Genomic DNA, 23,321 nt, shown 5'->3' with positions numbered 1-23,321 from the left:
TTAGAGGTGACTTATGAAAACCGTATTTTCAATCGGCGATACTGCCAAAATTCATCACATATCAAAGCAGACCCTGATCTATTATGATACAATTGGTCTATTAAAACCGTACAAAGTAGACCCAAGCAACAATTACCGCTATTATTCCATGGATGAATTTGCAATTCTTGATGTAATTCTTTTACTGAAGGATTTGGGCGTACCGCTCAAGCAGATTCAGGATTATCTAAAAAAACGAACGGTTTCTTCCAGCATTGAGCTATTTGAACAGCAGCAAAAACGTATCGATGAGAAAATCCGTTCCCTCAAACGCACCAAAGATAAAATTACCAACAAGCTGGCGGTATTTCGAGATTACGCACAGGAGGAATTTGTGTTCGACGTTCCGTTCATTCATCACTTTCCGCTCCGTCATGTGATTGAAATACCGATGGAGCAGCCGGGTGATTTACTGCAGTTCAACATTTCAATCAAAAAGCTGATGATGTATCTGCGCAAGCAAAATATTGATTTTAACTATCAGTTGGGCAGCACTACCACGCTGCAAAATATTAAAAACGGACTTCCGGATATAAACGCCTCAATCTTTACGCTTATTGATAAGCCTATGAAAGATCCCTTTTATCGAACCATTCCTGCCGGTGATTACGTATGTATTTATTTTAAAGGCAATTATGAGGATTTTTCCAAGCCTTATCAGCTTTTGCTTCAATATATTGAGGATCATGGATATACCGTAAAAGGGCCCGCCTATGAATTTTCCATTTCTGATATGTATACTGTCAGTAACAGTGCTGAATATGTAACCGAAATTACCTTAGAACTAAATAAAGGAGAAAGTATATGAAAAAATTTCTTGAAGAATTTAAAGCGTTTATATTACGAGGCAATGTCCTTGACTTGGCAGTTGCGGTCATCATCGGCGGCGCCTTCCAGAAAATTATCGCCTCACTGGTGGATGATGTGATTATGCCGATTATTTCTTTGATTACCGGAGGCATTGATTTCAACAACTGGTTTTTGGCTTTTGACGGCAAACATTATGAAACCCTGAATGCGGCGAAAGCTGCCGGCGTTGCCACCCTGAATTATGGAACCTTTTTAACCGCCGTCATCAACTTTCTGATTATGGCTTTTGTGATCTTTTTGCTGGTGAAAACAATGAATACTCTGATTAATCACACCCGTATCAAAAAAGCCGCAGAAGCTGCAATCCCGCAAAGTAAAATCTGTCCCTTCTGTAAAAGTGAAATCGCGATCGACGCTACTCGCTGCCCGCACTGTACGTCTCTTCTGGAAGAAAATGAAAAAAGCTGACAGAACTTGTCAGCTCATAAAAGGTATCAGGCATACCTTTTTTTATTCTTTTAAACGGTATTTCAGGCGATAGGTCTTACCTTGCGTATCATCTTCGAAATACTCGGTGTAGCGAATGCTGATCTTCGAAGCACCTCTGGCAATGATATAGACTAATTTTCCGCTAATTTTTTCGTTTGGCTTTAACGCATATTCATTGGGCAGCTGATGATCAACTCCGAAATAATCTTCTGCTTCAAACGGCGCCTCTTTGTCAAAGGCAATGAGAAAATCACCTTTAAACATGCTTAAGATTTCATTGGTATTATTTCGAATGGCTATATCCGCAACCAAATACTGCGCTTCAGGACTGATTTCATAGCCGCAAAGTTCTTTCTCGACCAGCTCCAGACGATTTACACGAAACGTAAAAAAAGCAGTTTGGAATTCATTGATCATCGCCGGATTAGGACAATGATCGGGGATGAGTACGATACTGCTTTTTTTATTGGTATCTTTTTTTACGATTTCCATATTCTCACTCCTCACATATAGATAATCATAACAATTACCACATGCAAGAAAAGTCGAGCTTTGTCATTGATGAAGTCTTCCTTCCCAGATACAGTTGCCTTCGCGGTAAACTCGCGCTATCAAGGAGGGAGCCAACGCTGAGAAAGCAGTTTCCAGATCAGGACATTGAAGCATTACAAAATCTGCCTGCAAGTCCGGCTTTAGGGTACCCCGCTCATTTTCGATTCGCAGCGCTGCTGCCGGGTATGCAGTGATTGCTTTTACTATTTCATAAGGATTTTGCCGAGTTCGATGATAATACAGCTTGGCAGCCAGAAACAGATCATTTATGATACCATGGGTTCCAGCACTGATACAAAATGGCTGGTTTTTAGGACTTAATCCATGAGAATTATGACAAAGCAAGGTATCCATTTGCGCAGGAGCATCCATCAGTGTAACCTCATGCAGTTTTCGCAGCGACTCATATACTCTGCTCATCCGTTTCTGCAGTTCCTTATCTTCATAGGGCAGCAGACCGATCGTCGTCGTACCGCCGGCGGTCATGGCAGCGAGGATCCTGCGTGCCTGCATCAGTAGTTCATGATCCGTATCATGTGCTGCGGCTTTTAATGAGAGAAAATGAAAACCGGCATCGATGAATCCAGGAACTACACAAGCATCGTAAGCATCAATGATCTTTGTATCCTTATCACAGTATACAAGACCATCGCCTGAACCCATCGCCATGATAAAATCATGGTGCACCGCCAAAAAAGCATCCCGAAAAAGAATGGGTTTTCCATTCTTTTCTTCCATTGTATATAAACAATGAATATGGCGGATCAGCAGGGTTGCTTTTGATGAATAATAAGCGTGTTCATAGCGATGTTTTTCCATACCTTCATTATACGGTATGAACGATAAAACTTCTAATCATTTTTTCCTTTGTGCACAGTTGGCATGGTATAATGAAAAAAGAGGTGATGCGAGTGTTAGAAATATTCAAAAAATGGCTGAATCCGCAGAAGCATGAAGAGGCTCCGGTCATTATTACCGTACATGGTTATGGCCGACGCAGAATGCATGAATTAGACAATCTAGCGCTGTGGGGCAAGGAGGATGGACTGGATATCATCCAGTTCGATCTATTTGATATATTTGATGAAAAAGACTGTGATTGGATGAAATGGGTAAATCGGGCAAAGGCCAAGGTTGACTATTATATCATGCAGAATCGCAGAATTTATATGGTAGGATTTTCAATGGGCGGAGTCATCGCATCATATTTGGCCTCGGTATGTCCGGTAGAACGGCTGGTGCTGATCGCTCCTGCCTTTAACTATCTGCACGTTGAAAATATCACATCCATGATTACAAAGGGCGCTTCGGCCCTGCTGCTCAATGATAAAAAAGAAAAGAATGATATTGAGCTGCCGAAATCATTTTATGCGGCATTTTCTAATACGGTCAAGGAATTAAAGCACTGTATCAGTGAAGTGCATTGCCCGGTACTGATACTGCATGGTGATGAGGATGAGGTAATTCCGCTGCGCAGTTCGACCCAGGCATACGACAAGATCCCCCATGATCAAAAGCGTCTGATCATCCTTCATGAAGGACATCATCGTTTATTGATGGATGAAAAAGTGAGCTGGGAGGTGTATCAGCTGATTCGTTTATTCTTTAATGGGATACTGCTTCCAAAAGAACCTAAGCTTCATTCTCCGGATTATCTCGATGAATTAAAAAAGCAACTATATCCTGATGATGAAGAACCTGATGATGCGGTCAGCGAAGCCAAAGCCGGTGATTAATAAACCGGCTTTTTTATAAGGCTTAACAATTTCGGCAAGCCGATAAAACATTCAAAAAACACCGAGCATACTTCCATTTTGGGCACATATACTGAACTGTATCATAAAAAAGATAAAAAGAGATTGAAATTTTCAAATAAACTGCTAAAATTAGTAGTGGTCATCGGGATGTAGCACAGCTTGGTAGTGCACTTGCTTCGGGAGTAAGGGGTCGCAGGTTCAAATCCTGTCATCCCGACCATTGATAAAATTGCCGGTCATCAGGACCGGCTTTTTATATGATATAATATAATTATTCAGTGAGGTACAGTTATGATTTTATCTGATAAGACGATTCATTGTATGATGCAAAACCAAAGGCTTGTGATTACACCGATCGATGAAGAACAAATTCAGCCTGCTAGCGTCGATATACGCCTGGGAAATACCTTTAGTATTGTTGAGGATTCTACTGATGGGGTGATTGATCTGGAACAAGAAATTACCTATAAAAGAATGAAGTCTGATACATATATCCTGCTGCCCGGTCAATTTGTATTGGCTACGACCCGAGAATACATAAAGCTTCCGGATAATCTGACTGCTTTTGTGGAAGGCCGCAGCTCTTTGGGACGCATGGGGCTGTTCATTCAAAATGCCGGTTGGGTCGATCCTGGATTTGAAGGCGAGATTACATTGGAGCTGTTCAATGCCAACCGCTGTGCCATCAAGCTTCATGCCGGACGCAGAGTCGGGCAGCTGGTGTTTGCGCAAATGGATGAAGCGGCTTTGCATCCCTATCGGGGAAAGTATCAGGGGCAAAAGGGCGCTACCGGTTCCCGTGTCTATCTGGACCAAGAAATCACAAAAAAAAATTCTGTCGGTTAACGACAGGATTTTTTTAACATTTTGATAAATCCGCTGCGATTGCGGAAGCTAATCGGGCATTGTTATATACCAGCTGGATATTCGCTTCCAGCGAAGTTCCGCCGGTAATCTTCTGAATCTTATCCAGCAAGAACGGCGTTGTTTCTTTTCCTTTGATACCAAGACGATTCGCTTCTTCTACTGCTTCTTCAATCGATTTGCTAATGTAATCATGATCCATTGCATATTCTTCTGGAATCGGATTGGTTACCAGCATACCGCCGCGCATCCCTAACTGTTCCTTGACGTGGAATACTCGAGCCAGTTCTTCCGGGGTATCCATACGATAATCAACTTTAAAGCCGCTCTTACGCGTATAGAAAGCAGGCAGCTCATCAGTTTGATATCCGAATACGGCAACACCCTTTGTTTCCAGGTATTCCATCGTTAAACCTAAGTCCAGAATCGATTTGGCGCCGGCACATACTACCATGACCGGAGTTTCTGATAACTCCTCCAAATCAGCGGAGATATCCATTGTTGTTTCAGCCCCGCGGTGAACCCCGCCAACACCACCGGTTGCAAAGACAGAAATGCCGGCCATGTGGGCAAGAATCATTGTAGCCGCTACTGTAGTCGCTCCGTCTTCCTTACGAGCACACAGCACCGGCAAATCACGGCGGCTGGCCTTGATCACCTGCAAACCCTTTTTACCGATGTAATCAATTTCATCCTTTGAAATGCCGACTTTCAGTTTACCCTGGATGATCGCAATCGTCGCCGGCACCGCACCGTTTTCACGTACGACTTTTTCCACATTCAATGCGGTTTCGACATTTTGAGGATAAGGCATGCCGTGTGAAATAATTGTGGATTCCAGCGCTACGACTGGTTTCCCTTCAGCCAATGCCTGTTTTACTTCTGCCGATACTTCTAAATACTGTTCTAAATTCTTCATGTTATTCGCTCCTTTATTTATGAACCTTCATGGTTTCTAAGATTGATTCCTGATTTAATTTTGATGAGATCGTCGCTTCATCCTGAATGCAGATTGATGCAGCGCTCATACCGGCACGTGCTTGATCCAACAGCGAGTAGCCCTGTTTCCATCCCCATGCCAAGGCTGCCATGAAGCTGTCGCCGGCGCCGGTCGTATTCACAATTTCCTGTTTCGGCGCTTTCAAATGGATATGCTCCTTACGATCAGCACAGTAGACACCATCTGCACCCAATGAGATGAATACTTGCTGAATTCCCTCCTCCAAAAGCTTATCTGCTGCTTTTTTCAGATCCGCCTCACATTTAATGGGAATGCCGCTGAGTAGCTCGGCTTCGATCCGATTTGGTTTCAGGGTATGAATATGAGAAAGCATCCCCTCCAGTTTTCTCGCCTTTGTCGTTGATACCGGATCAATAAACAGCGGGCACGGACAGTTTTCCGCCAAATAATGTAATGATTCACGAGAAATATTCGTATCGGCTATCAAAACGCTGGCTCCGTCAATCAACCGCTGTTTTCCAGCGATTAATTCCGGTGTAATGTGCTGATAAATATCCATATCGGATACCGCAAGCACCATATCCCCTTGCTCATCAGCGATAAAGAGATACGTTGAGGTTTTTGCCTGAGGAATCGTTACCGCATAGGAGATATCAATTCCCGCATTGCGGCAGCCCTCAGAAATCATAGAAGCGTAATCGTCTTCACCAAATGCTGTCAGCAGTTTGACATCCTCACCGAGCAGCGCCAGGTTATGAGCGATATTGCGTCCAACTCCACCGTGCGATAAATGGGTACAGCCAGGATTGGAATCCTGATAAATCAATTTCTTATACGGCCGACCTGAGATATCCATGTTTGCCCCGCCAACAACGACCATATACGGATCTTTTTGAATAATATAACCTTTGCCCTGTATCAATCCCTGCTTCATAAGCCGTGAAATATGCACAGCGACCGACGACCTTGTGATACCGGCCAGGGAAGCGAGTTCCTGCTGAGAAATCATTGGATTCTCTTCGATCCAGGCAAGTATCTGCCGTTCTCTGTCTGTCATAACGAACTCCTCTCAATAATCATATGTTTATACTAATAATCTTATGCTTATAATATAGACAATCATTTAATGAAAGTCAATACTAAAAACAGATAATTTTATAATCTCCTGTAGTTCATCGTTTTTTGATATAAAAATCCTATATTAATGAGTGATAAATAAATGAATAAAGCGGGAGTAGGACATGATCAAACGTACATTCAATTCTTGGAAAAAAACAATGCATGAACATGATCGAAACGATTCTTATACCCTTAATAAAAAAGTATCGCTAGTGTGCGATACTTATACCTCTGTTGCATCAAAAAATTTACCGATTACCCAATCCAAAATAATCAAGATAAAGATAATCCATCCAGTCCAAGCAAAAATGCCTACCATATCCAAATCAGTGCGGCAATACTGAAGCTCCCGACCAATTCCATAAGAAACCTGACCGAGAATTTCTGCCATCACCCCTACCTTAAAGGCTAGTCCAATCCCGCTCAACAGCGATCCCCGAATAAAAGGACGAAGCATCGGCAGTCTTACCATTCGTATTTCTCGTAACGTTTTTTCTTTATAAAGACGCATAACCCGTTTCAGCTTATCATCCATGGACAGCAGTCCTTCTAAAAAGGCAGAATAAAAAGCGGGAAAGAGAATCAAAAAGGTTATGATAATCGCGCTGATCTCCCGACCAAACCAAATCAATACTAGGATGATATATGAAATATTCGGAATGCTCTTGGTCACCAATATAATCGGTGAAAGCATTTCCCGTGCGAGCGGATGATAGCTGGAAAGCAATGCTAACAGCATCGCCAGCACAAAGGCGACAGCAAGTCCAACTAGCGAACGAATCAGCGTAATCGATACCGCATTGAAAAACTCCGGTGATGTCAACTGCTGCATCATCCGCATCCCCACATCAGCGGGATTCGGTAAACGAAATTCATTATTCAGCTGAATCGCAATTACATACCATACGATCAGCAAAAGGATTATTGAACCGTAACGGCTGCTTCGCTTCATGACACCATCTCCTGTGCTTTATTATAACATTCTTCTGTTTCAATAGAAATTAAGATACAAATAAAGCTGTCCGAAGACAGCTTATTTACTTAACATCTCATCTGAGAATTTAATATTAAACAGTTTCAGGAATGCTTTTACATCATTTTTTGCATCCTTCGCCTTGACAACATGTATATTCAGCTTACTCCAAGTGTTCTGTGCCATTTTTTCATTAGGAACACCCAGCTTTTTCGCTCCGACTTTTTTCACCTGCTTCGCAATTTCATCAGGATTTTTCTTTACGGTTTTTGATGTGAACTTTTCTACTTTTTTAATCACATATTCGGCACTCTTAACCCGGCCTTTTTTCACAAAGATCGCTGCCTGCGGATAACCGTTGTGCTCGGTTTTATTCTTGGCTGCATATTCTTTCTGTAAATCAGCCAGCACTTTAAAATCCTTGCCGGATTCTTTGCCCTTGGCAATCGTTGCGGTAGCGGCAGGCTCAGCCAACAGTGCGACATTCGCTTTACCGCTCAGCATTTCTGCCTGAGCATCGCCAACCGCATTGAAATACGTGATTTTCGGTGTAATGGAATTTACATCCAAAGCATTTTCAAAAACCTTCTGAGGAACGGCATTTTCACCGAATGCGGCCATTTCTCCATCCTGAGAAAGTGCGCCGTCACTGCCTACTACATATAGATTACCCCATGTAAGGACAGAGTGAAGCATATAGGCATCATTGCCTTTTTCAATCATTTTCGCTCCCAGATTAATCGGCGCGATGATAATATCAAATTTCGAATCCTCTTTTGCCATTTCTGACGTCAGAATATCCGTACCTTCTACAATATTTACTTTTACATGTTTATCTTGATACACATTCAGTAAGGATAATGCCGTTGCCCCCTTTGGCACCAACACATCAACTTTATCGCTTGGCGTATCTGAATTTCCCGTTGTCGCACATCCTGTCAGCAGCAACGCCGCAGCAGCAATGGCAGCAAAAGCTTTACTTTTTTTCATCGTTTCTCCTCAACTTCCTTTTGCAACACTGCTATTATATCACAAATATTTAATGTTTCTGAATCATTACTTCCCAATCTTCTCAAAGTAGCTGTATTTTCATCCTTTTCTCCATCGCCGACAACCAACTGAACCGGAATTTTATGAAGCTGTGCTTCCCGGATTCGATAACCCAATTTTTCATTGCGGGCATCCACTTTGCTTCGAAACCCTGCCGCTGTCAGCTGTTCCTGAACCTTTTGAGCATAGTCTGCGTGCCGTTCATGATGCACAGGAACAACGACAATCTGCTGAGGTGCCAGCCATAATGGGAATTTTCCGGCAAAGTGCTCAATCAAAATACCGATGAAACGTTCAACAGATCCAAATACAACTCGATGCAGCATGATCGGACGTACTTTGCTTCCATCCTGTTCCACATACGTCAGATCAAAGCGTTCCGGCAAATTCATATCCAACTGAATCGTACCGCACTGCCACTCTCTTCCCAGTGAATCACGAATATGGAAATCCAGCTTAGGACCATAGAAGGCTCCGTCTCCCGGATTTACTTTATAGGTTTTACCGGCATGCTCACATGCTTGCGCCAAAGCCGCTTCACTCTTGTTCCAAGTTTCAATATCACCGATATACTTCTCTTCAGGACGCGTACTCAGCTCAATACGGTATGTTAAACCGAAAATGGAATAGAAATGATCAATCATGTCGATGACATTTTTCACTTCACTTTCGATCTGATCCGGACGCATATAGATATGAGCATCATCCTGAGTAAAGGTACGGACTCGGAATAATCCATTCAGCGCTCCGCTGGCTTCATGGCGGTGTACTTGGCCTAATTCACCGATACGAAGCGGCATATCCTTGTAGGAATGCAGTCCGTTCTTATAAGCAAGCATAGAGCCCGGACAATTCATCGGCTTGATTGCGAATTGACGGTCATCCACCTCAGATACATACATATTTTCCTTATAGTTATCCCAATGACCGCTGTATTCCCACAATTCACGGCTCATCATGATCGGTGATTTAATAAACTGATAGCCAGCTTTTGTATGTTCTTCGTACCACATCTGTTCCAGCAAATTGCGAATGATCATGCCGTTGGGAAGCATAAACGGCATACCGGGCGCGTATTCGCTCATCATAAAAATACCCAGTTCACGTCCCAGTTTCTTATGATCGCGCTTCTTCGCCTCTTCCAACATCTGCAAATGTGCTTCCAGATCTTCTTTTGTCGCAAAACAGATTCCATAAATACGCTGCAGCATTTTATTGTTGGCATCGCCCTTCCAGTATGCGCCGGAATGCTTCAGCAGCTTGAAGTTCTTCAGCTCCTTTACACTTTCCACATGCGGTCCGCGACACAAATCAGCGAATTCTCCCTGACGGTAAATCGTGATGCTTCCATCCTCCAGATCATTGATCAATTCAATCTTATATTTGTCATCCTTAAACATCTCCATAGCATCCGCCTTGGAAATTTCTTCACGGATGATCCGTTTGCCGTCCTTGGCAATTTTCTTCATTTCCTTTTCGATCTTTGCCAGATCCTCATCACGGATTACTTCATCCCCAAGATCAATATCGTAATAAAATCCATCGGAAATGACCGGTCCTACCCAAAATTGAGCCTGTGGATACAGGCGTTTGACGGCCTGTGCCATCATATGTGCACAGGAGTGATTCAGTTTGCTTAAATACTCATCTTGCTTAATGTCAATCATACTCATTATCCTTTCTTTTGCATATAAAAAAGACCGAATCCCAAAGGACGTCGGTCTTACGCGGTACCACCTTTGTTCATATGAAATCTCATATGCCCTCTGCATCGTTAACGCCGATTTACGGTACACCCTTTCGGGGACAACTCCAAGGTAGTGACAGCCAAGCTTTTCAAAAGCCTTTCACCAGCCGACTTTCTCTCTGCATCAAGGATTTGACTGCCGTATCCTTTTCGATGTTTTACTACGCTATTTATACACCAAAGCTCACGCTTTGTCAACTGCTTTGAATGCTCTCATCTTCCATAAATTCCCAAGCAAAAAGATTACAGATATAAGCGATTGTTTAGTATAATTTTCTTATATGTTATTTTGGTAAAAGAGGTGTGTTATGAGGAAAACATATGGGTATGTCCGTGTTTCCACCAAAGATCAAAATGAAGCACGGCAGATTTTAGAGATGCAGGAGTTCGGAATCGAAAAAAAATTCATCTACATGGACAAGCTGAGCGGAAAGGACTTTAACCGTCCTGCCTATCAGCGATTGGTAAGAAAGAAACTCAGGGAGGGGGATCTGCTGGTAATTAAGAGTATTGATCGACTGGGACGTAACTATAATGAAATTCTTCAGGAATGGAAAACTATCACCAAAGAGAAAAAGGTCGATATCAAAATACTGGATATGCCGCTTTTAGATACCGATCAAAAAAAAGATCTGATTGGCACCTTAATCGGAGATATTGTGTTACAGCTATTGTCCTTTGTTGCTGAGAATGAGCGTACCAATATCCGTCAGCGGCAGATGGAAGGAATTCGAGCCGCAAAGCTGCGAGGGGTTCAGTTTGGACGACCGCAGATCGCACTGCCGGATGATTTTCCATTGATCGTAGAAGCATGGCGGAAAGGTGAGCTCTGCAGTAAAGATGCTATTACCTTATCCGGTTTGAAGTATTCGACCTTTTATAAAAAAGTAAAAGAACATCAAATCAAAAGGAGCTGATTATAGCTCCTTCTTTATATTATTAAAACTGCTTTTATAACGGATATCGCTTATATCAAAAGACCTTCTTAAAAAACAAAGTTTCCGCTGTGGAAGATAGGTATTTCTTTGCCGTTCTGATCAATTCCCGTAATCTTCATATCCGCTGTTCCAAACATGAAATCAACATGGGTATCAGATAAATTCACGCCGTGCGCTGCCAGTTCTTCATCACTCATTTCCGTGCCGCCGACAATATTCATCGGATATGCTTTACCCAACGCCAAATGACAGGAAGCATTTTCATCAAACAGTGTATTCAAAAATAAGATATTACTTAATGAGATTGGTGATTCATATGGTACTAACGCGACTTCACCAAGGTAACAGCTGCCTTCATCAAACTCAACCAGAGATTTCAATGCTTCCGGTTCCTGCTTTGCCCCGTAGTCAACCACTTTGCCGTCTTTAAATGTAAACCAGAAATCGTCGATCAGCTTGCCGTTATAGTCCAGTGGCTTACTGGCGTACACAGTTCCGTTAACCCCGTACTTATAAGGCATCGTAAAAATTTCTTCAGTTGGCATATTGGGATTGAATACGATACCGGAAGTCGTTTTTTCATTACCCCCCGCCCAGATGCCGTCATCCGGAATCTCGATCGTTAAATCAGTACCCCTGCCATTGGTAAAGTGCAGTTTTTTCAGCTTCATATCATTCAGCTTCTGCTCCCGCTCAGCCAAGGTACGGTTATGCTCATCCCATGCGGCAATCGGATCATTCTCCTCATCTATACGCATTGCATGTAAAATGGCATCCCATAATTTTGAAACCGCAGTTTCTTCATCGTCCTTTGGAAATACTTGCTTTGCCCACTCCGCATTGGGTGCGGCTACGATCGACCATTGAATTTTATTTGCCATTGTATAAGCATTCAGCTCCTTCATCGCTGCTGCTCTCGCCTGCATTGCCTTTCCCAGCTTTTCTCCATCCACATCTTTTAAAATACCGGGAACATCACTGCAGATGCGCAGCATACAAGCAGTGCCGTCCTTCATATAATCGAGTTTACTGTCAATCAGCCATTGCGGTACTGTTTTTAAAGTTTCCAGATCCTGATAGGTATAGTGATATTGGCTGACAATATCATCCCCGTAATTCACCTGAACCTGCTTTGCCCCTGCTTCATAAGCGGCCTTTACCACCGCTCTGGTCAAGGGTACCGCATCGATCGATGTGTTTAGAATCAAGGTCTGACCCTTCTGTACGTTAACGCCCATTGTTACCGCTACCTTGGCGTATTTTTCTAAAATTTTCTCATTGATTTCCATCTCATTTCCTCACTTTCTATTCATTTGATGGTTCGATTAATGACATCGGAAGCATTGCTGCTCCGATGATGCCAGGTTCTTCCAGCTGTGCTTCTTCAAAACGGATCGGCTGCATACCGTCATGGATCATCGTTCGAAAATAAGCTTCCATTGGCTGTAAGAACAGGTCCTTTCCCTGCATGACGCCGCCGCCTAATACAAATACATCGGGATCACAGATATGTGCGATCAAGGAAAACATATAAGCCAGATCATATGCCATTTCATCCACCAGCCGGAGCGCTGCGGAATTATGCTTACGAGCCAGGTCAAAGACGTGTCCCGCATGCTCAATATCAGCTCCGAACAGTTCTTTGCCCTTACGGGTCAACGCCATTCCACTGGCTTCACATTCAACCGCATTCGCATTCAAGTGATTGATTTTTTCACGGCCCCGATCGATCATCAGGTTACCGATCTCTCCGGCATAACCGTGTTTCCCGGCATGTACCCGCTGATTGATGACCAACGCACCGCCAATTCCGGTAGAAAGGGTTACATAATAAACTGTATCACAACCCCGTCCCGCACCCAATATGGCTTCCCCAAGACCTGCTACGTTTCCGTCATTGTTGAGGAATGTCGGCAAACCGGTTGCTGCTTCAATCTGCTCAGCAATCGGCTGATGAGCAAATCCCGGCAAATTGCTGGACATTGTCATGACCTGTGCGACCGTATCAACCGGACCGGGCACCCCCATGCCAATTCCCAAACATTCTTTTTTTTCGTCGACTTGATTGATCATAGCAAGAATATTTCCCATCACGAAATCATAGCCGTTAATAATTTCCGTCGGTGATTTGACCATCGCTTCGATATGTCCGCTTTCATCCACACGTGCCACCCTTACATTTGTACCGCCCAAATCGATTCCGATATATTTCTTCATTAAGGTTTCCCCCTTGTCCTTGTTTTATTCTATCACAGAATGTCTTTCTAAACATAAAAAAGGATGATTTTCATCATCCCCATGCTCGTTATTTTACTTCGATTATTTTCATCGCGTTGGTAGCACCGCAGCCAACCGGATATCCAGCGGTTACGATGATCATATCTCCTACCTGATAGCCGCATTCTTTCGCAATCTTACGAGCCAGCTCTACTTCATTGCTCGGATTGTTGGCTACTTCGCTGATGACTGTGTGGACACCCCAGTTAGCTGCCAATGAACGCTGTACCGTTTCATCAAAAGTAACTGCGATTACTTCTGCTTTCGGACGGAATTTTGAAATACGACGCGCAGTTGTACCACTCTGAGTAAACGCAATGATCGCTTTTACATCCAAGGTCAGTACAGAATCTGCCACCGCAATACCAATCGCATCATTCTTGGTATGCTGGCTGGTTTTGATCGCATTCTTCAAGCGTTCACGATAAGGAATGGTTTCCTCGACTGCCTTTGCGATCTTATCCATCGTGCGTACCGCTTCGATTGGATAAGCGCCGACTGCCGATTCACCACTCAGCATGATGCCGTCCGTTCCATCCAAGACCGCATTCGCTACGTCACTTGCTTCAGCACGAGTAGGACGCGGATTGCCCATCATGCTTTCCAGCATATGTGTTGCGGTAATGACCGGCTTGCCCATTGCATTGGCTACCCGGATAATACTCTTTTGATACAAAGGAACCAGTTCCAAAGATACATCGACTCCCAAATCTCCGCGGGCAACCATGACCCCGTCCGCAGCTTCGATGATTTCTTCCAAATTATCAAAGCCTTCCTGGTTTTCGATCTTCGGAATAATCTGAATATCTTCTCGGCCTTCCTCTTTTAAAATCTTACGAATGGCCAATACATCTTCTTTTCTGCGAGTAAAAGATGCCGCGATGTAATCTACGCCCATTTTCGCACCAAAACGAATGTCGGCTTCATCCTTCTCAGAGATAAACGGCATACTCAGTTTTACGCCCGGAAGGTTACAGCCTTTTCGGCTTTTCAAAACACCAGGATTTTCAATCCGGCATACCAACTCACCCGGCTTCTTTTCCAAAATTGTCAGCCGTACCTTACCGTCATCAATTAAAATAGTTCCATCAACATCAACATCTTCAAAGATTTCCGGACACTGTACATGAAAACGTTCATGAGTTCCTTCTATCTTTTCTTTTACCAGCGTTACGATATCGCCGGTTTTATATTCTTCAGCACCGTTCTTGAAATCACCCAAACGTACCTCCGGTCCTTTGGTATCCAATAAAATTGCAATACTCTGACCGGTTTTCTTGGCGATTTGACGAATGGTTTCAATTCGTTTTCCATGCTCTTCATAATCTCCGTGAGAGAAATTCAGACGGGTGATATTCATTCCGGCCGATACCAGTTTCTCCAACATTTCCGGGCTTTCAGAAGCCGGTCCGATCGTACATATGATTTTCGTTCTTCTTTCCATATTTTTCATTCATTTCCTTTCCAACAATCCTAAACCAGACGGTCAAACAGATTTTGAAGCTGTCTTCTTGAAGCACGCGGAATATTCAGCGCTTCTTCAATCGGAACTCCAACAATCGCATTATCACGTATACTGACACACTGACCGCCGATTCCCTGCATCAGTAAATCGACCGCTTTTTCTCCCATGCGGGAAGCCATGACACGATCAGTCGGCGTAGGCGAGCCGCCTCTTTGTACATGACCCAATACTGTCGCACGTCCGGAAAAGCCGGTTGTCTGTGAAATCTTTTTGGCAAACATATGAACATCAGTAATCTTTTCCGAGATGATCACGATCGCATGACGTTTCTTGCGAACCAGATCAAAATCCCGCAGCCGCTCCAGCACTTCCGTTTCTTCAAAACCGGTCTGTGCAGTAACGACTATTTCCGCACCGCAGGCAAGTCCTGCCCAAAGCGCGAGATCGCCGCAGCGGTTTCCCATCACTTCCACCACTGAGCAGCGATGATGTGAACTGGATGTATCGCGCAGCTTATCGACCGCATCAACTACCGTATGAAGCGCTGTATCAAAACCGATCGTAAAATCTGTACTGGAAATATCGTTGTCAATCGTACCGGGCAGACCGATACAATTGATTCCCATTTCCGTCAGTGCGAGCGCCCCGCGATAAGAACCATCGCCACCGATTACAACGACGGCTTCGATTCCTCGCTTATGCAGCTGCTCGATCGCTTTTTCACGAACGGTACTATCTTTGAATTCAGGCAGTCTGGCCGATCCAAGCAGGGTACCACCACGGTCGATGATATCACCGACACTCTGCCTGGTTAAAGGTTCGATCCTACCTTCTACCATGCCACGATATCCGTCATAAATACCAAAAACTTCGATACCGCTGTTGATAGCTACACGAGTAACAGCGCGAATTGCAGCATTCATACCCGGGGCGTCACCACCGGAGGTTAATACACCTATGCGTTTTATCATATGGAATACCTCCATTCACGACTAACATAATAACATTTTCTGACAAGATTTACTAGCTTTTTATACCCTTCTGCTCGTACCTTTAATAAATTTTTCACAAGAAAGCGCTTTAATTCTTTCCATGATCCGATCTGCACTTACCGGTTCCTTAAAGCCCTGTGCACTGATTGCAAAATGCTCCTGCAGTTCACTTTGAGAATAGTTGCTGGTAAACAATGTATATCGGCGCTGCTCCATACGTTCATTCAGTAACGAAAGGAGTATTTCATCACGGCTCCAAGCACTGACGGTTTCCCCGCCAATGTCATCAAACACTGCCACATCGACATTTTTAATCAGATTCAGCTTATGATCCAAGGCGCTTTTATCCTGGAACAAAAGCTTCAGATCACCGATCAGCGTCGGTATGTGAATAAATGCACAAGTTTTTCCCTGCTTGGCAAAGTAATTGGTAATGCCTGCGGCAAGAAATGATTTCCCCACTCCGGGACGACCATAAAAATAAATGCCTTTATTCAGCTTTTCCTTCCGAATTTCCATTATAATTTCCATGAGCATGCTCTTATATTCATTGCTTTCCTTTGAAACATCCAGCTTGCTAAGATCCACCCGCAGCATCGCATCGGAACAGTCACATATGCGATACTGTTTTTTGTGAGCAAAGTCATTCACCTGCGCCAGCTGATAAGCACAGGGCTCCAATCGCTCCATGAGGATATCATCCATATATAGACTTAAGCAATATCCGGGTTGCGGCTGAACACAGAATTTCAAGCCCTTGCATTGATTACAAAATTCTTTACGACGCATAAAATCCATAAATTTTCCAGTGTGTTCATAAATGAAACGCTCCGGCTGCTGATACTGTTTCAGCCATTTCTGAATTTGCGGATCTTTCACAAGATGCTGAAAATGATATTCCTTCAGTTTTTGCTGTTCTTCACTCAAGGTAAAGGTAAATTGCATTTTCTCCATCTTATTCCCCTCCTAAACTGCGCATCAGTTCCTGCAGTTCTGCTTCATCGACTACGGAAGTATCATCTTCGTTATTGCTTTGCTCATACCAATCCGGCAGCTGCTTTTCTTTTTTCCCATATTGACGCTTGGTCTTTTGCGGTTCCTGTTCCAGAGCAATCTGTTCCTTGGCTTTTTCCCAGGTATCGATACGAAGCCGGATCCAAGTGCCGGCAACTCGTTCCACATAAGCTTTTGACAGCTTCTGACCAGTCTTTTCCAAAACATATTCAATCAAGACATTCACAACCTCCGGCTGCATGCGGTATTCCCGGATCAGATTTTCGATCAAAAAGCGGTCGCTGGAGGTAACCTCAATCCCCCCCTGCTTTAACTGCAGAAAACGTACCGGAGCCATCAGATAAGGATTTTCACTCGGTGCGTCCGGATTGTCGACATGCGCATGACGCACCAGCTTTTTCAATTTGTCCACATTCAGCTGCTTAGTTTTCAGATTGATGCTTTTTCCCACGAACATCCGCATTGTTTGTTCATCAATTCCATGAATGGTTGCCAGTTCACCGATCAAACGAAGATTTTCAGCACTGCGCTGTGCTTCCGGAAACAACACTTGCGAGCAGCTGGACAAAAAAGCTTCATAATTGAAGTGAACTGGAATAGTATTGGAATCTAACGGGCTGTGATCCGGCTTCAGCGCTAAGAAGCTTGCTTCCTCTTTTTCTTCCCAGCCCTTCTGGATGATATTCTCAAACGGCAGACTGATATCCTGATACTCATCTTTATTTTCATGAGGCAGGGCAAAGGAGCGTTTCGCAAACTCATAAACCTGCTTCCCCATCTGCTTCATATAGACACGGCCGAAAACCTCGTGACGCAAAAACTGATCCCCGTTCAGCGGCGCGAAAAGCTCATAGATATAGCGGTTTTTTGCCCCGCTGTAATATGTTTTCAACAAGAGATATTGTTCAAGAATATGACGGCATTTCTCCATACGTTCCATACTGAGCCCCGTCAGATTCTTCAGTAATAAATGATTGTTGATTTTCGTCGGCACCGTGCTTAGCGCATATAGCGTCTGATACAGGATATATGCATCACCCTGCATCAACGGCTGATAGAGCATATTCAAAGCAGCGAGCTGCCGCCCGTTTAGTGTAATGATACCCTCGATCGTCAGTTTATCTTCAACCTTCAACATACGCTATCCCTTTCCCTGTATCAAAGTTTTCATTTGTTTTTGAAGCTCTTCTCGTGTACCGCTGTTATCAATTACCACATCAGCTCGCCGGCATTTTTCTGCCTGTGAAAGCTGATGTTTCCATCTTCTTCTAGTTTCCTCAGCATCGATTTTACGCAGCTTTTCCAACCGCTGAAGCAGTACTTCCTCATCACCGCTGACGACCCATACCTCATCGAAATGGTGCTCCCAATGAATTTCAAACAGCAGCGGCACTTCTACAACGACCATCGTTTCCTGCTTATGATTTTTCAATTCGTCTTCCATCCGCTGCTGAATCAGCGGATGCATGATAGATTCCAGCTGCTGCCGTTTCTGATCATCATGAAAGACCTGATCAGAAAGCAGACGGCGATCGATCGCCCCCTGTTCATTCAAGATTGATGGGCCAAACGCTTCCATCAAGCAAGCATATCCAGGCTCTCCTTTTTCCATCAAAGCATGATTGATTGTATCACAGTCAAGAACAGTAATTCCCATATCCTTTAAACAGGCAATGACCGTCGATTTCCCCGCTCCCATGATTCCTGTTAATCCAATTCTTTTCATTATCGCTTCCTCTGACAGGCAGGGCAATAATAAGTACCGCGAGTCGCCAGAGTAATCTTTTTAACCATTCCCTGACAGATCGGACACGGTTCCCCCTCCCGTGCATGTACATTCAATTCCAGCTGAAACCGTCCATCCACCCCCAAAGAAGATGTATATGACCGAATCGTCGTACCGCCGGCTCTGGCTGCACCGCTTAATATTCTTCGCGTTTCCGTAAGCATCGTTTCGTAATCTTTTTTACGCAGATGCCATATTTTGGTGGCTGGATGCATGCGTAGGGCAAAACAGATTTCATCCGCATAGATATTGCCAACTCCCGCCATGATCTGCTGATCGAGAAGCGCCTGTTTTAAAGTGATCCGCCGCTTATGCATCTGCTGATACAGATAGGTCGGGGTCAGCCGTTCATCAAACGCATCCAATCCAACATGCTTCAGGGCTGGATATGCATAGGGATCTTCCCGTTTATCATATAACGCAAAACGGCCGAATTTTCGAGTATCGTGATAGCGCAGTTCAAACCCGTCACGCATTCTGATGAGTAAATGAACATGCTTATGATCATACGGCTCTTCAGCCTTCTGTACGTAAAATTTACCTTCCATGCGCATATGCGCAATCAACATCTGATCACCCAGATCAAACATCAAATATTTCCCGATACGGCCATAGCTTTGGATCGTCTGCCCCTTTAAACGATCACAAAAGGTTTTGATATCCGGTGTATCGATAATCTTAGGCCAGCGTACTTCAACTGATTCAATCGTACAATGTCCAAGCTTTTTTTCCAAAGTTCTGACAACTGTTTCCACTTCCGGTAGTTCCGGCATACTTCCTCACCTACTTTGCTTCAAACCACGACGATCCGATTTTGGCTTCAGCGATCAACGGTACTGAAAGCTCCATCGCATGCTGCATGCAGTCCTCAACCAGCTGGATCATCTTTTCCTGCTCCTCCAGTTTCACATCAAAAATCAATTCATCGTGAATCTGCAGGATCATTTTTGATTCCATTTTTTCTTCCTGCATTCTCGTATATACATCAATCATCGCTTTTTTAATCAAATCCGCAGCACTTCCCTGAATCGGGGCATTCATCGCAGCCCGTTTACCGAATTCCCGCATCATATAATTTTTATCACTGATTTCCTTAATATAACGGCGGCGGTTAAATAAGGTTGTCACATAGCCGTTCGCCTCACAGAACGCAATCGTTTCATCCATAAACGTCTTGATCCGCGGATAGGACTCAAAATATTTATCAATAAACAGCTTTGCTTCCCTGCGGCTGATCCCAAGCTGTTCACTTAATCCAAAATCAGACTGTCCATACACGATTCCGAAATTAACGGTCTTTGCACTTCTTCGCATATTGGACGTTACTTCCTCCTGCGTTACCCCAAAGATCTGCATTGCGGTCTTTGTATGAATATCAATATTGTTTTGGAACGCTTGGATCATTTCTTCTTCCTTTGCCATGTGAGCCAGCATACGCAGTTCGATCTGGGAATAGTCAGCAGATAACAGCACACAGCCCTCACTGGCTACAAAGGCCTTACGGATTTCCTTTGCTTCCTCATCACGAACACTGATATTCTGTAAATTCGGCTCACTCGATGACAACCGTCCGGTTTGCGTCTGACATTGATTAAAAATGGTATGAATCTTTCCGTCCTTCAGGACATGTCTTCCCAGTCCAGTCGCATAGGTAGAATAGATTTTTTGATACTTACGCTGTTCGATCAACAATGGTATGATCGGATGTACATGAATCAATTTTTCCAGCACATCAATGGCCGTGCTGCGCTTTTTTCCGCCGCCCTTCAAACCCATCTCATCAAACAGAACTACCGCCAGCTGCTTTGGTGAATTCACGTTAAATTCATGACCGGCGATCACATAGATCTGATCCAACAGCTCATTGATTCTAGCTTCAGTCGTTTTCGCAATCTCTTCCAACATCGTCAGGCTGGTATGAACCCCATTTTTTTCCATTTCGTAGAGGATATACGTCAACGGCATTTCAATTTCCTGAAACAGTGACGTCATTTCTTTTGCTTCCAATTCGTCCTGCAATGGTTTCACCAAGGCATAAAAATCAGACAGCTGCGCCTGCACATAAGCAATACGCTGCGTTTCATCAGCCAATTTCGGCTTTCCTTTTTTTCCGTAGATTTCATCATTGTTTATGTAAGAAAATCCGTATTTTTGTGCCAGCTTACTGAAGTCGCTTAACGTTCCATCGCACAAAAAAGCCGCAATCATCAAGTCAAATGAAAATTTCGTAAAAGGTATATCCAGTCGGCTCAAGGCATGATATATATTTTTTACATCATACCCGATCTTACGGTAATTGCCTTTCAGCAGTCCCAAAAAATTAGTATCGTCACGAGCATCCGCTAAGGATAGGTACTGCATGTGAATCCCATCATACAGCCCAAATCCATACACCGAAGCTTCATAGTAGCTTTCATTGTCCATATCGGCCCAGATCATGACATCATCCTTTAGAAAAGCCGTATCCAGATGCTCGACTATTTGCATTTCCACAGTTGTTTTTTTTGCTTGAGGACGATCCAGCTGTTTCAGAAAACTGCTCATTTCATATTTTCTGAAAAAGGACTGAAGCTTTTCATCATCGACTTCATAGGTCAAATCATCAGTTGTGAACGGTATTTCCACATCGGTGATGATCGTTGCCAAATGCTTTGATAAAAAGGCGGCTTCCCTTCCGGTCTCCAGCTTCTCTTTCAGCTTGCCCTTGATATCATCCAAGTGTTCATACACACCCTCGACACTATGATACTGATCTAAAAGCTTTAATGCTGTTTTCTCGCCGATGCCCTTTACCCCGGGAATATTATCCGCGCTATCACCCATTAATCCTTTTAGATCAATGATCTGCAAAGGCTCAATATTCATTGTTTCTTTCAGCTTAGCTTCATCCATCACTTCAATTTCGGTAATTCCCTTTTTCATCAGATATACATCGGTGGTAGGATCGATCAGCTGCAGCAAATCACGATCGCTGGAAAGAATATGAATCTGATAATCAGGATAACTTCTGGCCATTGTACCGATGATATCATCCGCTTCGACCCCATCCTGTTCATAGCGATGCAGATTGGCCGCATCCAAATATTCTCTCGCAATCGGAAACTGAACGATCAGCTCCTGATCCAGCTCCTTACGGGTACCTTTGTATGCTTGGTACTCGATATGGCGGAAGGTGGGCTTCCCACTATCCCATGCTACTAACACCACATCCGGTTCAACCAGTGTTAAGGCTTTTTGAATCATATGGACAAAGCCGAATACGGCATTGGTCGGCACCCCGTTTGAGGTGCTCATACGGCTTCCGTACAATGTTGCGTAATAAGCCCGAAACAGCATGGAATTACCATCTATCAATAACATTTTTTTCATATGTTAATTACCTCCGATCATGATCCTGATAACAGTATTTATATTTTACCACATTCCAGAAAAGTTACCTAGAAAAGTCCTCTGCAAAAAAGAAAAGCGCTGATCACTGCGCTTTTTTATTCCAGAGCTTCCAATACTTTCAAATTTTCATACATGATACTGAGATAGTTTTTATTTGCTTTTTTATCTTCCGCTGACAGTGATGAAATATTTGATAAATCAATGGTAATAAGTCCCAATTCATTTTTTAAAGTATTATACAGCTTCTTCATATCATTGGTCATATTGTCTTCATAAACAATGTAGCGAACTCCGTCATCAATGATCCGCTGCTTAATAATCGCCAGCTGCGCATTAGAAGGCAGCGCGCCGTACCGTGATAAAATGACCGGATACACATTAATGCCATAGGATTTTTGCCAGTAACCGAAGCTTGGGGTCATCGTTACGATCTTGATATCACTATGCACTGCTTTTAAGTCCTGATATTCACTGTCCAGCCGGGCCAGCGATATCTGCAGGGATTCAAAATTTTCATTGAATACTTTTTTATATTCAGGATATTCTTTTACCAAATAGTCACGAATCGAAGAGCCCATCGAAGTCATCGCAATCGGATCCATCCAGATCATCGGATCATTCGCATATTGATCGATTGATTTAAAGATATCGCCATCATAGTAAGAGCCTTCTACAACCGCTGTCTGATCAGACGCATAGGTCGTAAAGTAACGCTGGAATTTATAGATAGCCGAACGAGCGGATAAATCAATCAAATCGGTATTGGAGGAACTGATATCTTCTTGATAAATATCCATATACGGTTCCAACCCACCGATATAAAACAGCGCATCAGCATCCTTCAAAAGTTTACTGAAATTTGTTTTGATAGAAGCTCGCTGTATCACCTTATTTTCTGTAATATTACAGCTTTCCACATATTCACCGCCGATGCTCTTAATTAAATACTGCACCGGATAGACAGTTGCACATAATTTAGGTTTGCCGGGACTGCAGGCTGTGAGCGTGCTGAAACAAAGTAAAGCAGCCAATAATAGTTTCTTCTTCATATACGCCCTCCTGCTTAGCATTATATCACAACCAACCCGTATATTCTAG

At 43.5% G+C, this 23,321-nt stretch carries 22 protein-coding genes, 1 tRNA gene and 1 other annotated feature; of the genes, 6 read left to right on the top strand and 17 right to left on the bottom strand.

The genetic code is table 11. The annotated features are described in order from the left end of the window. Positions 1-13: 13 nt before the first annotated feature. On the top strand, positions 14-847 hold the full coding sequence (locus GSF08_RS05350) for a MerR family transcriptional regulator (protein WP_160624814.1): 834 nt from the start codon (positions 14-16) through the stop codon (positions 845-847). Continuing rightward, positions 844-1,317, top strand: coding sequence for a large conductance mechanosensitive channel protein MscL (gene mscL, locus GSF08_RS05345; RefSeq protein WP_160624813.1), 474 nt, complete (start codon positions 844-846; stop codon positions 1,315-1,317). The genes GSF08_RS05350 and mscL overlap by 4 nt, the downstream gene beginning before the upstream one ends. A gap of 42 nt (positions 1,318-1,359) precedes the next feature. Here the strand turns inward: mscL and GSF08_RS05340 are convergent, their stop codons facing one another. Next, entirely contained in the window at positions 1,360-1,830 is a 471-nt protein-coding gene (locus GSF08_RS05340) for a DUF4352 domain-containing protein (protein ID WP_160624812.1), read from the bottom strand. 63 nt (positions 1,831-1,893) lie between these two features. Next, complete coding sequence (locus GSF08_RS05335; protein ID WP_160624811.1) at positions 1,894-2,709, bottom strand: amidohydrolase family protein; 816 nt, start codon at positions 2,707-2,709, stop codon at positions 1,894-1,896. Positions 2,710-2,801: 92 nt separating this feature from the next. On the opposite strand from GSF08_RS05335, the gene GSF08_RS05330 reads away from it, so the two are divergent. The 3 genes from GSF08_RS05330 to dcd all read left to right on the top strand — a co-directional run bounded on the left by GSF08_RS05330 (position 2,802) and on the right by dcd (position 4,493). Further along, positions 2,802-3,626, top strand: coding sequence for an alpha/beta hydrolase (locus GSF08_RS05330; RefSeq protein WP_347337984.1), 825 nt, complete (start codon positions 2,802-2,804; stop codon positions 3,624-3,626). A gap of 164 nt (positions 3,627-3,790) precedes the next feature. Further along, a tRNA-Pro gene (locus GSF08_RS05325) sits at positions 3,791-3,867 on the top strand. Positions 3,868-3,938: 71 nt separating this feature from the next. Beyond that, positions 3,939-4,493 (top strand): dCTP deaminase, encoded by a 555-nt coding sequence (dcd, locus tag GSF08_RS05320; protein ID WP_160624809.1) that lies wholly within the window; start codon positions 3,939-3,941, stop codon positions 4,491-4,493. 13 nt (positions 4,494-4,506) lie between these two features. On the opposite strand, the gene GSF08_RS05315 is transcribed toward dcd, so the two are convergent. The 5 genes from GSF08_RS05315 to thrS all read right to left on the bottom strand — a co-directional run bounded on the left by GSF08_RS05315 (position 4,507) and on the right by thrS (position 10,281). After that, the gene (locus GSF08_RS05315; protein WP_160624808.1) at positions 4,507-5,430 is read right to left on the bottom strand and encodes a pseudouridine-5'-phosphate glycosidase; all 924 of its coding nucleotides are present in this window, start codon (positions 5,428-5,430) and stop codon (positions 4,507-4,509) included. A gap of 13 nt (positions 5,431-5,443) precedes the next feature. Continuing rightward, complete coding sequence (locus tag GSF08_RS05310) at positions 5,444-6,529, bottom strand: PfkB family carbohydrate kinase (protein WP_160624807.1); 1,086 nt, start codon at positions 6,527-6,529, stop codon at positions 5,444-5,446. Between the two features lie 285 nt (positions 6,530-6,814). Further along, the gene (locus GSF08_RS05305; RefSeq protein WP_160624806.1) at positions 6,815-7,543 is read right to left on the bottom strand and encodes an ABC transporter permease; all 729 of its coding nucleotides are present in this window, start codon (positions 7,541-7,543) and stop codon (positions 6,815-6,817) included. A gap of 81 nt (positions 7,544-7,624) precedes the next feature. After that, complete coding sequence (locus GSF08_RS05300) at positions 7,625-8,554, bottom strand: hypothetical protein (RefSeq protein WP_160624805.1); 930 nt, start codon at positions 8,552-8,554, stop codon at positions 7,625-7,627. After that, the gene (gene thrS / locus GSF08_RS05295) at positions 8,551-10,281 is read right to left on the bottom strand and encodes a threonine--tRNA ligase (protein ID WP_249805926.1); all 1,731 of its coding nucleotides are present in this window, start codon (positions 10,279-10,281) and stop codon (positions 8,551-8,553) included. The genes GSF08_RS05300 and thrS overlap by 4 nt, the downstream gene beginning before the upstream one ends. Before the next feature lie 40 nt (positions 10,282-10,321). Further along, positions 10,322-10,524, bottom strand: a binding site (T-box leader). A gap of 145 nt (positions 10,525-10,669) precedes the next feature. Here thrS and GSF08_RS05290 point away from each other — a divergent pair. Continuing rightward, positions 10,670-11,278 (top strand): recombinase family protein, encoded by a 609-nt coding sequence (locus GSF08_RS05290; protein ID WP_160624803.1) that lies wholly within the window; start codon positions 10,670-10,672, stop codon positions 11,276-11,278. 68 nt (positions 11,279-11,346) lie between these two features. On the opposite strand, the gene GSF08_RS05285 is transcribed toward GSF08_RS05290, so the two are convergent. The 10 genes from GSF08_RS05285 to GSF08_RS05240 form a co-directional block, all read right to left on the bottom strand. Beyond that, the gene (locus tag GSF08_RS05285; protein WP_160624802.1) at positions 11,347-12,588 is read right to left on the bottom strand and encodes an aminopeptidase; all 1,242 of its coding nucleotides are present in this window, start codon (positions 12,586-12,588) and stop codon (positions 11,347-11,349) included. A 16-nt stretch (positions 12,589-12,604) separates the two neighbouring features. Continuing rightward, on the bottom strand, positions 12,605-13,516 hold the full coding sequence (locus GSF08_RS05280; RefSeq protein WP_160624801.1) for an ROK family protein: 912 nt from the start codon (positions 13,514-13,516) through the stop codon (positions 12,605-12,607). Between the two features lie 88 nt (positions 13,517-13,604). Next, positions 13,605-15,020, bottom strand: a complete 1,416-nt coding sequence (gene pyk / locus GSF08_RS05275; RefSeq protein ID WP_430641231.1) for a pyruvate kinase — start codon at positions 15,018-15,020, stop codon at positions 13,605-13,607. A gap of 29 nt (positions 15,021-15,049) precedes the next feature. Next, positions 15,050-16,012: a 6-phosphofructokinase gene (gene pfkA / locus GSF08_RS05270; RefSeq protein ID WP_160624799.1), complete on the bottom strand. Its 963-nt coding sequence runs from the start codon at positions 16,010-16,012 to the stop codon at positions 15,050-15,052. A gap of 60 nt (positions 16,013-16,072) precedes the next feature. After that, a complete protein-coding gene (locus GSF08_RS05265) occupies positions 16,073-16,987 on the bottom strand; it encodes an ATP-binding protein (protein WP_160624798.1) in 915 nt (304 codons plus the stop codon). A gap of 1 nt (position 16,988) precedes the next feature. Beyond that, positions 16,989-18,185 carry a DnaD domain protein gene (locus tag GSF08_RS05260; protein WP_160624797.1) on the bottom strand — a complete coding sequence of 399 codons (1,197 nt, stop codon included), beginning with the start codon at positions 18,183-18,185 and terminating at the stop codon, positions 16,989-16,991. A gap of 3 nt (positions 18,186-18,188) precedes the next feature. Beyond that, positions 18,189-18,773, bottom strand: coding sequence for a dephospho-CoA kinase (coaE, locus tag GSF08_RS05255; RefSeq protein ID WP_160624796.1), 585 nt, complete (start codon positions 18,771-18,773; stop codon positions 18,189-18,191). Then, positions 18,773-19,606: a bifunctional DNA-formamidopyrimidine glycosylase/DNA-(apurinic or apyrimidinic site) lyase gene (gene mutM, locus GSF08_RS05250; RefSeq protein ID WP_160624795.1), complete on the bottom strand. Its 834-nt coding sequence runs from the start codon at positions 19,604-19,606 to the stop codon at positions 18,773-18,775. The genes coaE and mutM overlap by 1 nt, the downstream gene beginning before the upstream one ends. A 10-nt stretch (positions 19,607-19,616) precedes the next feature. Further along, positions 19,617-22,202, bottom strand: coding sequence for a DNA polymerase I (gene polA, locus GSF08_RS05245; RefSeq protein WP_160624794.1), 2,586 nt, complete (start codon positions 22,200-22,202; stop codon positions 19,617-19,619). Positions 22,203-22,318: 116 nt separating this feature from the next. Then, complete coding sequence (locus GSF08_RS05240) at positions 22,319-23,272, bottom strand: metal ABC transporter solute-binding protein, Zn/Mn family (protein ID WP_160624793.1); 954 nt, start codon at positions 23,270-23,272, stop codon at positions 22,319-22,321. Positions 23,273-23,321: the final 49 nt, after the last annotated feature.

The sequence above is a fragment of the Copranaerobaculum intestinale genome (assembly GCF_009831105.1).
Taxonomy (GTDB): Bacteria; Bacillota_I; Bacilli_A; order Erysipelotrichales; family Erysipelotrichaceae; genus Copranaerobaculum; species Copranaerobaculum intestinale.
The sequence above is the reverse complement of the archived record's forward strand: the minus strand, read 5'-3'. Positions and strand labels throughout refer to the sequence as shown.